The sequence below is a fragment of the Lelliottia sp. F153 genome, from assembly GCF_002870005.1.
GTDB lineage: Bacteria > Pseudomonadota > Gammaproteobacteria > Enterobacterales > Enterobacteriaceae > Enterobacter > Enterobacter nimipressuralis.
Window position 1 is genome coordinate 1378792 of record NZ_PKFT01000001.1, and the last position, 13455, is coordinate 1392246.

Annotated in this window: 12 protein-coding genes; 2 read left to right on the forward strand and 10 right to left on the reverse strand. The window is 53.5% G+C overall.

Features of this window, described 5'->3' with window-relative positions:
• Nucleotides 1-86: 86 nt before the first annotated feature.
• Nucleotides 87-2861 (reverse strand): autotransporter outer membrane beta-barrel domain-containing protein, encoded by a 2775-nt coding sequence (locus F153LOC_RS06570; RefSeq protein WP_102104335.1) that lies wholly within the window; start codon nucleotides 2859-2861, stop codon nucleotides 87-89.
• 476 nt (nucleotides 2862-3337) lie between these two features.
• On the opposite strand from F153LOC_RS06570, the gene hemB reads away from it, so the two are divergent.
• Nucleotides 3338-4312: a porphobilinogen synthase gene (gene hemB, locus F153LOC_RS06575; protein ID WP_100777467.1), complete on the forward strand. Its 975-nt coding sequence runs from the start codon at nucleotides 3338-3340 to the stop codon at nucleotides 4310-4312.
• A 130-nt stretch (nucleotides 4313-4442) separates the two neighbouring features.
• The gene (locus F153LOC_RS06580) at nucleotides 4443-6143 is read left to right on the forward strand and encodes a lysophospholipid acyltransferase family protein (RefSeq protein WP_102104336.1); all 1701 of its coding nucleotides are present in this window, start codon (nucleotides 4443-4445) and stop codon (nucleotides 6141-6143) included.
• Nucleotides 6144-6221: 78 nt separating this feature from the next.
• On the opposite strand, the gene tauD is transcribed toward F153LOC_RS06580, so the two are convergent.
• The 9 genes from tauD to F153LOC_RS06625 form a co-directional block, all read right to left on the reverse strand.
• Complete coding sequence (gene tauD, locus F153LOC_RS06585) at nucleotides 6222-7073, reverse strand: taurine dioxygenase (RefSeq protein WP_100777469.1); 852 nt, start codon at nucleotides 7071-7073, stop codon at nucleotides 6222-6224.
• On the reverse strand, nucleotides 7070-7897 hold the full coding sequence (tauC, locus tag F153LOC_RS06590; protein WP_102104337.1) for a taurine ABC transporter permease TauC: 828 nt from the start codon (nucleotides 7895-7897) through the stop codon (nucleotides 7070-7072). The genes tauD and tauC overlap by 4 nt, the downstream gene beginning before the upstream one ends.
• Entirely contained in the window at nucleotides 7894-8661 is a 768-nt protein-coding gene (gene tauB / locus F153LOC_RS06595) for a taurine ABC transporter ATP-binding subunit (RefSeq protein WP_102104338.1), read from the reverse strand. The genes tauC and tauB overlap by 4 nt, the downstream gene beginning before the upstream one ends.
• Before the next feature lie 12 nt (nucleotides 8662-8673).
• Nucleotides 8674-9636 carry a taurine ABC transporter substrate-binding protein gene (gene tauA / locus F153LOC_RS06600; protein ID WP_095280932.1) on the reverse strand — a complete coding sequence of 321 codons (963 nt, stop codon included), beginning with the start codon at nucleotides 9634-9636 and terminating at the stop codon, nucleotides 8674-8676.
• A 140-nt stretch (nucleotides 9637-9776) separates the two neighbouring features.
• Nucleotides 9777-10367 carry a hypothetical protein gene (locus F153LOC_RS06605; protein WP_100777472.1) on the reverse strand — a complete coding sequence of 197 codons (591 nt, stop codon included), beginning with the start codon at nucleotides 10365-10367 and terminating at the stop codon, nucleotides 9777-9779.
• A 110-nt stretch (nucleotides 10368-10477) separates the two neighbouring features.
• Nucleotides 10478-10933 carry a hypothetical protein gene (locus tag F153LOC_RS06610; RefSeq protein ID WP_231276382.1) on the reverse strand — a complete coding sequence of 152 codons (456 nt, stop codon included), beginning with the start codon at nucleotides 10931-10933 and terminating at the stop codon, nucleotides 10478-10480.
• A complete protein-coding gene (locus tag F153LOC_RS06615) occupies nucleotides 10926-11663 on the reverse strand; it encodes a winged helix-turn-helix domain-containing protein (protein ID WP_102104339.1) in 738 nt (245 codons plus the stop codon). The genes F153LOC_RS06610 and F153LOC_RS06615 overlap by 8 nt, the downstream gene beginning before the upstream one ends.
• A gap of 145 nt (nucleotides 11664-11808) precedes the next feature.
• The gene (locus tag F153LOC_RS06620; protein ID WP_233210356.1) at nucleotides 11809-12531 is read right to left on the reverse strand and encodes a cyclic diguanylate phosphodiesterase; all 723 of its coding nucleotides are present in this window, start codon (nucleotides 12529-12531) and stop codon (nucleotides 11809-11811) included.
• 50 nt (nucleotides 12532-12581) lie between these two features.
• Nucleotides 12582-13445: a hypothetical protein gene (locus tag F153LOC_RS06625; protein ID WP_102104341.1), complete on the reverse strand. Its 864-nt coding sequence runs from the start codon at nucleotides 13443-13445 to the stop codon at nucleotides 12582-12584.
• Nucleotides 13446-13455: the final 10 nt, after the last annotated feature.

The window sequence follows — 13455 nt, forward strand, 5'->3', positions numbered from 1 at the left end:
CAAGCTATCCTTACTTATCGGTGCTGTTTCATTATTGTCGTTATAGTTAAAAACGCGGGGAGAGGAATCTCCCCGCGATTCAGGCATTACCAGGTGTATTTCACACCCAGGTTTGCGCCCCAGTTTTGGTCAACATCACCGCCACCAAGGTAATTAGCTTCCGTATAGGTGCTGAAGTTTTTGGTGAAGCTGAACTGAGTGCCCAGGCCAACACGCACAGCAGACCCTTTCACGCCGTTGTCGATGCTGTCGCCGTTGATATCCGCATCGTTGCTTGCATCGTCATAAACGTATGCCAGCGTGAAGTGCGGAGTCAGTGCCTGCTCGCCACCGTAGTTGAAGGTATAGCCCGCATCGATACCTGCTTCATAACGCATGCTGTCGTAGGACTGACCGTCCATACGCATGTCGTTGCTCAGCTGATAATCGTCGCCCGACTGGAATAGCCCAGACACAGCGGCGTACGGCGTGACATAACCAGAAGTATTTGGTTTCCAGTCGTAGCCCAGTTTCAGACCGAAGCCCCAGGCATCCGTAGTGGTGTTACCGTCCACATACTGGCCGTTGCTCATGGTTGCAGAGAGATCGTTATTGAAGCGGGTATAGCTCAGTGAGCTATCAATAAAGACGTTGTTAGCAAAGTACGCTGATGAGTAGATCATCGCCGTCTGGCTATCCTGATCAACCTGACCAGAATGATCGCTCACGTCGCCTTTCGCGAAGCCTGCTGCACCACCCAGGATCCATTTGGCGTTATTGCCGTCAATCTGCGTGTCCAGACCGACCATTACGCCGTTAACATCCTGATCGTAGCTGATTTCGCCGTTATCGCCGTCGAAGTTGCCACCGAAGTAGCTCACCCACGCGCCGCCTTTGTCTGCCAGGCCATGACGGCTGTTGGTCAGACGGTTACCCACGGCATCCTGCTCCAGATTCCAGATATTGGTGTTTGCAGAAGGAATGCTGAGTGCCATGTTCGCGTAGTCAGTCAGCTCTTCCTGATGCAGCACCACGCTGTCGCCCTGCTGCTGCGCCTGGTAAGTATAAGCGCCCAGATCGGCTTTGTTGGCTGCGGTGAAGGTTGCTTGTGTGTCTGCATTGTTGTCATAGACACGAATGACTTCATTGCCTTTATAGTCAGCAATGGAACCTGCACCCGTCGCATTGTCGATACGCACTTTGTAGTTACCTGCGGCTTCGCCGTTCACCGCCAGGTGACCGTCGGAGTTCAGCGCAACCACGCCGTAGTCGTAATCGGCTTTGCTCTTATCGTTGGTAACGTAACGAGCGTTGTTCAGATCGGAATTCAGCACGTAGTCACGGCTCGCCACGTTCAGCACACCGCCATCCGTCAGCACCATGTTGTGCGTATCAACCTGACCCAGACCAAGCGCCAGTTCCGCACCGTTATCCACGGTAATGGTGTTGGCATACAGCTCAGCGGTCTCTTCCGTCAGCGCAGCCTGGCTGTAGCTGTCGAGATAGAGACTGTTTGTTGCCACGCCACCGCTATCGCCAATATTCAGTGATGAGCCGTTGGTGAGGGTGATGCTGTCAGCCAGCAGGCCAGAGTTTTCAACATTGACCTGTGACTGGTTTTTCACCGCCAACGTGTCGATGTTGGAGAGCTTACGCGTGTCCCATTCAGACGCGTTGTCCAGAGTGATGTTAAACAGGCCGCTCTGATAAATCTCTTCACCGGCGACATGGGAATGAGTATCGAAGGTAGAATCTGGCCAGATGCTATTTGGTGACAGCGTGGTCCAGTCAACGCCGGTATAACCCAGACCGTACATCTGTGCAGTACCGATAGCTTCAACGCTGGACTGTGCTGCCCCGACCCACTTACTGCCGTTGGTTAAGGTCACATCCAGTTTATCGGTGCCATCCCAGCCGTTGGTGGTTGGGTTATAGACGCCATCGTCTGTCGTATCCGTCGCCGGATCGCCGTTCTCAAAGAAGTTGTTATCGAAGGTGCTGGAGAACAGGATGTCGCCTGTAACGGTGGAGTGATCAAACGTCGCGGTAGTCTGCATGGCGTTGTCTGCACCGCTTGATGCAACGATCAGCGCTGCATCGTCCGCCGCTGTGGCATTGGTTTCGCCATAGTCACTCGGCTTCGCACTTTGGCCATAAAAACCGTTGGTCCCCAGATCGCTGTAAGCACCGGAAGTCAGTACGGAATCTTTCACCACCAGCGTATCCGTAAAGACATGGTTGCTATTGGCTACCCCTTCGACGTCATCATAAGGCGTATTATCCACCTGCTGATAACCCTGAGTCAGGGTTATGCCCGCAACGTGGGAGTTATTCTGGATAACAATATCGGATTCAGTGTCCAGCGTAATGGCATTACCCGAGGCATAGGTATCAAGATAATGGGTTTCGGTTTTATCACCATTCACAACGTCATAAGCATAATGCTCATAGGTATCATTGATGGTGGAATTATCTACCGTCAGGCTGAAACGATCGTACTGAGAATGTGTTGTACCGTCCGCATCTAATCCCTCTGCGCAGGTGTCAGACTTGCACTCAGAGGTGATCATTCCATTGATGGTGCTGTTTGAAATGCTCAGCGCATTGGCACGACCACCCACACCATCGTCCAGATAGTACGTGGAAATAACGCCATTCACGGTGGATTTATTGATGACAGGATAAATATCGCCATCGTGGCTGGCGTCTGAATATCCCCAGTCTGCATACCCATCAAACCAGGGAGTAGAGACCGTGTTGTCATAGCCGAAGGTATTATATGTTGTACCGGAAATGTCCTTAGCATTAGCCTGAGAAGCGATAGCCAGCGTGCAGGCTAATGCAATTTGAGATACGGCGAGTTTCTTTTTCCATGTTTGCATTGAGTCAATCCCTCCTCAGGGACGTAAGCAAGTTTGTCCGTAAAAACACAAGTGCAACTAAATATCGTGCGGTGGGAATTATGCGACCTCACTTCAAAAAGGTTCAATGAATGATTCCATTAAGTCCGTATCCAGACAAATAACAAAAAGAGTTCTGCAGATATAAATAAGAAATTATCAAAACGTCATAAACACAATGAATTACACGCGTTTTCACCCATATTAATTAATATATTTACGCCCAATGAAATATGTCAGGAAAATAGGAATGACAGCACTAAGAAATATCATGAATAAATTAAAGGCTTTGCTGAGTTTACTTTCAAATAGAGAATAACCGGATGCCCTTGCTCTGCTGGCAACATTTTTCCCTGCACTTCTCACCGCTTTTCTAACAAAACCACCACTTTCGTAAAACAGCGAACGGTCATTTCAGGTACAATATGCGCTATTGTTCTACAGACATCAGGCATCCCATGACCGATTTAATTGCACGTCCCCGTCGCCTGCGCAAATCCCCCGCGCTGCGCGCTATGTTTGAAGAGACAACACTCAGTTTGAACGATCTGGTGTTGCCGATTTTTGTTGAAGAAGAGATCGATGACTACAAAGCCATCGACGCCATGCCGGGCGTTATGCGCATTCCGGAGAAACACCTGGCGCGTGAAATTGAGCGCATTGCCAACGCGGGCATCCGCTCGGTGATGACCTTCGGGATCTCGCACCACACGGACGCCACCGGCAGCGATGCGCTGAAGGAAAACGGTCTTGTGGCGCGCATGTCACGTATCTGCAAAGAGGCCGTGCCGGAAATGATCGTCATGTCCGACACCTGTTTCTGCGAATACACCTCTCACGGCCACTGCGGTGTGCTGTGCGATCACGGTGTGGATAACGATGCCACCCTGATTAACCTCGGCAAACAGGCCGTCGTTGCTGCCGCAGCCGGCGCGGATTTCATTGCGCCTTCAGCGGCAATGGACGGTCAGGTGCAGGCGATTCGCCAGGCGCTGGACGCGGCTGGATTCACCGATACCGCAATCATGTCCTACTCCACCAAATTCGCCTCTTCCTTCTACGGCCCGTTCCGCGAAGCGGCTGGCACTGCGCTGAAGGGCGATCGCAAAACCTATCAGATGAACCCACTCAACCGCCGCGAAGCGATCCGCGAGTCTCTGCTGGACGAAGCCCAGGGTGCCGATTGCCTGATGGTAAAACCAGCCGGGGCTTACCTGGATATCCTGCGCGACATCCGCGAGCGTACCGAGCTGCCGCTGGGTGCCTACCAGGTGAGCGGCGAATACGCGATGATCAAATTTGCCGCGCAAGCGGGTGCGATCGATGAAGAGAAAGTGATCCTCGAAAGCCTGGGTGCGATCAAACGCGCGGGCGCAGATCTGATCTTCAGCTACTTCGCGCTGGATCTGGCCGAGAAGAAAATCCTGCGTTAATTCGCCCATGTGCCGGGTAGCGGCTTCGCCCTGCCCGGCCTGTTCCTGTCCCTACGAAACTTCATCAAACTGCCATACAAACGACATCGGGTGCTTCTACTGTCTCGGCAAGACGACAGGAGAAACCATCATGTTCAGTCTCGATAGCGTTCTTGACGATCTCTGGCCTCAGGCGAAGCCCGCCCCCTGGCAAAAAAGCCTGTTAAAAAAGCTGTTCTACGAAGACGAGTTCCAGCAGTTCGCCGCCCGACACCGCCACCTGAAAGGGCTGGATATGGTGGAGCAGATTCTGGAACATCTGGATATTCTCTGCACTCTCTGCGCACGCGACCTCGAACAGATCCCCGAGTACGGCCCGCTGGTTATTGTTGCCAATCATCCTACCGGCACGCTGGATGGTCTGGCGCTGCTGTATGCGGTTTCCCGCGTACGTCGCGATGTGAAAGTGGTCACCAACCGAATGCTGACGCACCTCGCCCCCCTCAGCTCGCTGTTTATCCCGGTGGACAACATGGGGGGCAAAACGGCGAAATCGTCGCTCGTGCAGATGGAAAACCACCTGCAAAACGCAGGCGTGCTGATCTTTTTCCCGGCAGGCGAAGTCTCACGTCCGACCCGCAAGGGTATCCGCGATAAAAAGTGGCATTCTGGCTTCATCAAACTGGCCAGCAAACTGCGCGCGCCGCTGCTGCCCATTCATATTCAGGCACATAACAGTTTGCTGTTTTATGCCTCCACGCTGATCTCACCGACGCTTTCGCTGCTGCTGTTAATGCAGCAGATGTTCCGCCGCCGCCACAGCACCTTACCGATAAAAATCGGCCAGCAGATTGCCTGGAGCCACTGGTTCAGTTCAACCCTTTCACCCCGTGACATGGCCGAGCAATGCCGCCAGCACGTGATGCGTCTTGGCAAGGGATTGCCGGGGAGGTTCAAAACCCAGTGCGCTATCGCCCGCCCGGAAGATCGGGCCACGCTAAAACGCGAGTTGGCGCTGGCTGAATGCCTAGGTAAAACCGCCGATGGGAAAGGGATTTATCTGTGGCAACGCAACGGACAAGAAGACGCGCCCCTGCTGCGAGAACTGGGGCGTTTACGTGAGATCGCTTTTCGCGCCGTGGACGAGGGCAGCGGTAAGCGTCGCGACACCGACAGCTACGACGATGATTATCTGCATCTGATCCTGTGGGATGACGAAGAGCTGGAAATTGTCGGCGCCTACCGCTTTATCCCCACCGCAAAACAGCTTGCGCATCGCGGGCTGGAGGGTCTTTACAGCTACAGCCTGTTTCATTACGACGACAAAATGCAGGATGTGCTGGAGCACGGCATCGAGCTTGGCCGCAGCTTTATTCAGCCGCGCTACTGGGGCCGCCGTGGACTGGACTATCTGTGGTCAGGGATTGGCGCTTATCTGGCGCGTTACCCGCAATATCGCTATCTGTTCGGCCCGGTGTCCATCTCCGGTGGTTTGCCTCCTGCCGCGCGCGATCTGCTGGTGGCTTTTTACCGTCTGTGGTTCCCGGCCAGTCACCCCTTGGCCGCCTCCCGCCAGCCCTATCCGGCATCATTGCCTGATGTACTGGCGCAGTTTGGTGGCGTGAATTACATTGAGGATTTAACAAAGCTTAAGTCGCTGCTCGGGAATCTGGGCTGCGGTATTCCCCCGCTCTACAAACAGTATTCCGAACTGTGCGAGCCAGGCGGCGTGCAGTTTATCGATTTCGGCAGCGATCCGGCGTTCAACAACTGTGTGGATGGGCTGGTGCTGGTGGATTTATGCTATCTGAAGGCGAACCGGTATCAGCGGTATATTGAGGCACATCTTTAACTTTTTTGCCGGGTGGCGGTCTTCCTCTACCCGGCCAGTAAAACGCAGGGCGGGCAAGCGTTGCGCCACCCGATACCATCACGACGCGCGATAAAATGGCTTATCGCCCAATATCGTCGCCCGCTGCATTATCCTGCGCTGCGGCAGATAATCGGCATTGGCGTAATGCTGTGTCACACGGTTATCCCAGATCGCCAGATCGTTTTGCTGCCAGCGCCAGCGCACCTGGAACTCCGGCTTCGTCACATGCGCAAACAGGAACCCTAACAGCGCCTCGCTCTCTTTCTCGCTCAGATCCACAATTCGGGTGGTAAAGCCTTCGTTCACAAACAGCGCCTGCTTGCCCGTGACCGGATGCGTGCGCACCACCGGATGCAGCAGCGGCGGATGTTTTGCGACCGCCTCCTGCCAGCGCTGATGCTCCTCTTCCGTTTTGCGGTACTTATATTCCTGGAACGATTTCTTGAAATCGTGCTCCGCCCGCAAACCGCTCAGCAGCTGTTTCAGCGGCGCCGACAGCGCCTCAAAGGCGGCAATCCCGCTGGTCCATAAAGTATCGCCCCCGGTTTCCGGCAGCAGCTTGGCCGCCAGAATCGCCCCGGCGGGCGGCGTTTCGATAAACGTGACGTCTGTGTGCCAGTTGTCGTTATCCGGCGGATTATCGTTATGGGTATCCAGCACGATAATTTCTTCCACCCCTTCCGCGTGCGGATAGACCGGGTGAATATGGAGATCGCCAAAACGGAGTGCCAGGGCGCGTTGCTGCTGCGGCGTCACCGCCTGCTCGCGCAGAAAGACCACCTGATGGCGCAGTACCGCGTGGTACAGCTGCTCAAACTGGTTATCACTCAGGGGGCGCGTCACGTCGAGGCCCGAAATCTGCGCGCCGATATAGGGTCCCAGCGGGGTAATGGTCAGACGTTCACTCATTGTATCTCTCCATGCCAGGGCGTCAGGCGACGCTGTAACGCGCGCAGCCCCAGTTCTAAACTAAAGGCAATCACGGCAATGACCGCGATCCCTGCCAGCACCACATCCGTCGCCAGAAATTCGCCTGCCGACTGCACCATAAAGCCAAGCCCGCGCGTTGCGGCAATCAGCTCTGCCGCCACCAGCGTCGACCAGCCCACGCCTAAACCAATGCGCAAACCGGTTAAAATCTCCGGCAGCGCGCCGGGTAAAATCACAAACCACAGCACCTGCGCGCGACTGGCTCCCAGAGACTGCGCCGCGCGGATCCGCACCTGCTGGGCGCTCTTCACCCCCGCCAGCGCCGACATGACGACGGGGGCAAAAATGGCCAGATAGATCAGCAGGATCTTTGAGGTCTCACCGATACCAAACCAGATCACCATCAGCGGCAGATAGGCCAGCGGCGGCACCGGCCGATAAAGCTCAATCAGCGGATCGAGGATCCCGCGCACGGTCGGGCTTAGCCCCATCGCAATCCCCACCGGAATACCGACGATCACCGCCGCCAGCAACGCCACCAGAATGCGGCCCAGGCTCGCCGCCAGATGCTGCCATAAGGTCGCATCCATAAAGCCTTGCGGACCGGCGATGGAGACCAATTTCGTCAACACCTGACCCGGCGGGGGCAGAAACAGCGGGCTAACCCACTGCTGCGCCGCCACCGCCCACCATATCGCCAGCAACACCAGCAAGGTGCCTGCGCTCAGGGTGATCTGACGTGAAAACGGCCAGCGGAGGGTGAAACGTTTTCCTGCCCGTTTTTCGCTAAAAACAATGCTCATGAGAACGCCTCCCGCTGCTCAAATACACGGCTCAACACGTATTCGCGCTGAGCAATAAAGTGCGGATCGGATTTGATGCTGCGCACCGGTTCCCCTGCCACGTAGCGGCGGGCAAAGTCCAGCGGCAGACGCTCCAGCACGCGGCCCGGTCCCGGTGACAGCAGCACCAGTTCGGTGGCCATAAACACCGCCTCTTCGATATCATGCGTAATCAGCAGCACCTGCTTACCCGTTTCGTGCCACAGGCGCAGCAGCAGGGTTTGCATCTGCTCGCGGGTGAAAGCATCCAGCGCGCCAAAAGGCTCATCCAACAGCAACAGCTGCGGATTGGCTGCCAGCGCACGGGCAATACCGACACGCTGACGCTGGCCGCCCGAGAGCTGCCAGATAAAGCGTTTTTCCGCCCCTTCCAGCCCCACTTTTTTCAGCATCTGGCGCGCCGTCTCAAGACGCCCGGCACGCTCGGCTCCCGCTAATTGCAGACCGAAGGCCACGTTCTCCTGCACGTTGCGCCAGGGCAGAAGCCCTTCGCTCTGAAAGACCACGCCGCGCTCGGCGCCGGGGCCTTCCACACGTTTACCTTCCAGGTGAATGGTGCCGTGCTGATACGGAACAAACCCGGCGATCAGATTGAGCAGCGTGGTTTTCCCGCAGCCGGATGGCCCAAGCACCACCAGCAGCTCACCGCTATCCAGCGTCAGATTGATATCGTCCAGCGCAGGTTTCCCGCCGTAGCTGGCGGACAGGTTTGTAATTTGCAGCATCACGGCCTCCCGTTACTTCACAAAACGATCGGTCACGAACTGGCTGTAATCCGCCGCTACCGCAGGCACTTTGCCCTGCTCTTTCAGGAACCCGGCGGTATCGACAATCGCTTTATTCACCGGCCCGGACAGCTGCTGCACCTGTTGCGCAGGCGTCAGATAGGTGTTGCCCTTCACCAGCCCCGGCACGTCGGATTCAGGTACTCCGCTCAGGCGCGAGAGTTTTTCCAGATTGGCAGGCTGTTTCAGCCACTCATCCGGATTTTCGATATAGGGCTGTTGGGCGTCGATGGCACTCTTGGCGAAGGCTTTCACCACCTCAGGATGTTTCTCGGCGAAATCCTTGCGCACCACCCAGACGTCCAGGGTCGGCGCGCCCCACTGACCCACTTTTTCCGAGTCGGTCAGCACGGTGCCGTCTTTTTCCAGTTCGTTGACTGCCGGTGCCCAGACATAGGCCCCGTCAATATCCCCGCGCTGCCATGCGGCGATAATTGCCGGCGGCTGCAGGTTCAGAATCTGCACCTGACCCGGCTTGATCCCCCAGTGTTTCAGGGCCGCCAGCAGGCTGTAGTGGGTGGTTGAGATAAACGGCACCGCGATGCGTTTACCGATCAGATCTTCGGGCTTAGTGATATTTTTCTTCACCACCAGCGCTTCGGAATTGCCGAGCTGCGAGGCCAAAAGAAACACTTCAATCGGCACCTGCTGGCTGGCCGCCACGGCGAGCGGGCTTGAGCCGAGATTACCGATCTGCACATCGCCCGACGCCAGCGCCCGCACGATGCTCGCGCCGCTGTCGAACTTGCGCCAGTCGACCTTTGCCCCACTCTCTTTGGCGAAGGTGTTGTCCGCCTGCGCGACTTTCGCCGGTTCAGCGGAGGTTTGATACGCGACGGTCACATCGACCGCCTGCGCCTGAAATGCCCACAGCGCCAGTGCGCCGAGTAATGTTATACGCGATGAAATTGCCATAATGTCTGTTCCCCTCTCTTGTTATGGGAGCAGTATTTCTGGCGCGGGAATTTTGATAAAGGAATAAAAAAGAATCTGTAATTCCTAACAGTTTTTAGATAAAGAAGTGCAAAGCAAAGTGAAAAAAGAGATAACTCACCTCAGCCGCGCAGCCAGGTGTTGGGCAGAATATACTGCCGGGTTAGCAGGTCGTGACGAAACACATACTGGCAAACGCTATAGAAGTGTTTGGCATTCAATCGATGGCTCATTTTGTCGCGCAATTTATAGACCTGTTTTTGCGAGCAATTCAGCATTTCGGCGATCTCCCCAATACACACCCCGGCCAGTAAACTCGTGATGAGGGTTCTCTCAAGCTCATTAATTTCAACGTAAATCTTACGCTGCCATTTATCAGACGAAAACGTTTCCAGTTCAGTCAGGATGTCCAATGCCACTTTCTCGCAGGAGGATCGCATGTCGACGGCCCGATGCCGTCTGAGTGTCGGCGACGCCTGACAGGTTTCATTCTCCATTTGCAGGACTAATGCCTTGGTTTTATCGAATGTGGCAGACAGCCATAAATAAGCGTTTTCCAGAAAACGTAACGGGACCCGACTATCAATTAATACTGCACATTCACGCGCGTGTTCTTTCGCAGAAATAAGCTCCTGCCAATGACGAAGCGGCAGGAATTGCTTAATCCCATCGTACAAATAGTTATCTTTTGTTATTAAAACAATTGAAGACATTCAATTACACCATCAAGCTATTCAGTAAAAAAAGCACAGGGGAACGCTGACCCTTTATATTTAAAGGGTCAGAACAGGCAATTATCAACGAAAACTACGTAGAGACAGAGTTATTCCGTTTCAGAGCACACCAATACGGTTCGCCGTAAATCACTAATACTCCAGATTTCGTTGTGTAATTTCCTTACTTTAAAGAAAAAGACTTTTTGCGCCGACGTTAATTTTTGAGACAGAACCTCAGGCAGCGTTTCGGAACTATTTTTATCAATTCCCTCGCGCTGGAATTCAACAAAAGCATGGTTACTGTCATCGGAATAACGTAGCCGCACATAACGGTCGACGATGTAGCGTTGATCACCGTAATTCACCACGCCATACTCGGTAATATAACTGCGAGCATCGGGAACAAAATGGACCGCGAGATGAATTCTGGCATCCAGTTTTTGTTCGCCATCATCCATATTCAGATTGATATCGGCGGTACAATCGAGATCGCTTTCGCTCTGCGGCACATAGAGCAGCGCACCCACAAACAACAGGATAAGAACAGCGACGAGACTAATCACCTTTAGTCGTGACGAAGTTTTTACATTCACCCAGCGCCCCTTTCACATCCAGCGTGCATTTTGCGACAATGATTTCGAGAAGATCCGTTTTTTCATGGAGCTTGCTGTCATCGTAATAAATGTTATGTGGCGTAGCGCATTTCTGTAATAACGTTGCCCCCTTGCCATCCGCGAAATAGCGCTCGACACGATTCACGTTGACGCCGTTGAAATAGTATATTTTGCACTCATTCACTTGTTTATAAAAAATGACCTCATCTCGTTTTCCAAAAAAATTAAAATACAGCGCCACCACCACGGCAATAATCATGGAAAGTGTGGCGGCTGCGCCTATCAGCCAGCTCTTATTGACACCCGGCTCGTTATCTGGCTGGGAGATGGCCTGCATCACCATATAGTCACGTGATTTCTCATTGAATTGCAGATCGTCAATCATCAGCGTAAACCCCTGCTTGGGGATTGTTTTCAGCACATCATGAATATCGAATTCTGAAAAAATTTTACGCAGTATGCTGACATTATTGTTCAGACTATTGCTCGAAGGCGTCAATCCAAAATCTCCCCATACCTTCTGCAAGAGGTTCTCTCGCGTCATGAGCTTATTATTATTCTCCAACAACACCAGTAAAAGCCGACACGCCGGATTGGAAAGCAAATGCTGATCTTTATCATCCGATATCGTCCTCTCTGCCACCTTAAAAGAGACTTTTTTGTTTATTATAAAATGCATAGCACTGTCACCAGCTCCAATATTAATCCACACTTTTTATGGCGATAATGCCAATAACCATTTTAGCGTATATGAATAGGGGTGACAAAATACCTGAAATTCAGTCAAACAAATAAACCACATTTTTTTGATGGAAATATACCATTCAGGCCGCAAGATATTGTTGTAATTGCGCTTTACTCAATGCATTTGAAAATAGATAACCCTGTTGGATCTGAATCCCCATTTCACAAAGCGCCTGAGATTGTCCTGGTGTCTCCACGCCTTCGGCAATGAGTGCGAGATTTTGTGACTGCGCAAGTCCGGCAATCAGGGAAATAATCGTCGCGGAGCACTTTCCTTGCGATAATCCCTCGACAAATAAACGGTCGATTTTTAATCCATCGACATTGAATTGCTCAATACAATTCAGATTCGCACAACCGGTTCCAAAATCGTCAAAATAGACCGCAACGTCCGCAAGCTGTAATTTCAGAATGGTCCCCGCCACTTCCGGTGTATTTGCCAGGGGCTGCGCTTCGGTCACTTCCACGACCAGCCGATATTTCTCCAGCGGCAGCGCGGCAAGAAACGAAAGGGTGTCGAAAACAAAGCCCGGTTTTGCGACCTGCGCAGGGCTTGCGTTAAATGACAGATGTAATCCCTCCGGCAGCAGCGCATCCAGCTCGTTAATATCGTCGGCCACCTGGCGCAGCAGGTGCTGGGTCATTTCCGACAGCAGCCCATTTTCTTCAAAGGCGCTGATCAGCGCCACGGGCGTTGCGTCCACATCGGCGAGAGCCCAGCGCATGAGCACTTCCAGCCCGTGAAGGGTCTGAGTACGGGCATCAATCACCGGCTGATAATAAGGGACGATCTCCCCCATCATCAGGGCGCAATAGAGATCGACGCTGTTCAAAGAGGATTCAGGTATGTTCATCATTCCACCGTGATCAGCATGATCGTTGAGCCAGAAAACTCGCCCGCTTCCGGCGTACCGTTGGTGCGCAGCACCGACTTCACCGTAACGTTGTCCCGCGCTTCGACATCCAGCGTAAAGCCCGATGTTCCAAGCACGTTGTCGTTCATATAAAGCTCAGAATAGAGGCTGCCGTCATCGCGCAGATCCACTTTGTCGGCGGAGTAAATATAGAGTTTCAGCGTTTGCGAGGTCGTGCAGCTGATGCTCACATTTTCGCTCACCTCATGGCCCTCCAGCTCCTTACGACTCAGCGTGCCGTGATCGAGGGTCAGCACATCCTGATCGAAATCACAGGAACCACTCGGTGCAGGAGCGGCGCCGCAAATACTGTTTGGCATTAACGGATAATCTTGAAACGTCGAAGAGTTAATTTCCGAGGCGTTGCTGCCCAGCTCTTTCCCGGCCGCATAAAAGATCCCGACGCACTCTTCGGTCGCTACCGTCGTCCCGTTGTGCCGCGTGGTGGACGTGAAAGGCAACGCAAAGACCGTTTTCAACTCTTTTCCGAGATCTCCCATCGTCTCTGCCGTTAATAAAAACGGATAGTTCCCAGACCCCCACGAACGGGGCGTGTTAAGTCCAGAGGTGCCAGCTGCGTTATGCCGATGGCCTATAAAAATCGTACATGCCGTTAAGCCATAGCAGGGATTGGGGGTGGAATCCTCCTCATCCCAGTCGGAAATGGTAAACGTGTAGTCGTAGCAATAGGTCGCGATGGTGCAGGTTTCCAGCGTATCAATCCAGGTCCAGATCGACGCCGAAGCATTCTGGCTCGTGGCCAGCCCTCCCAGCAATATCATGGCGTACATCAATCGTTTCATCAGAATATCC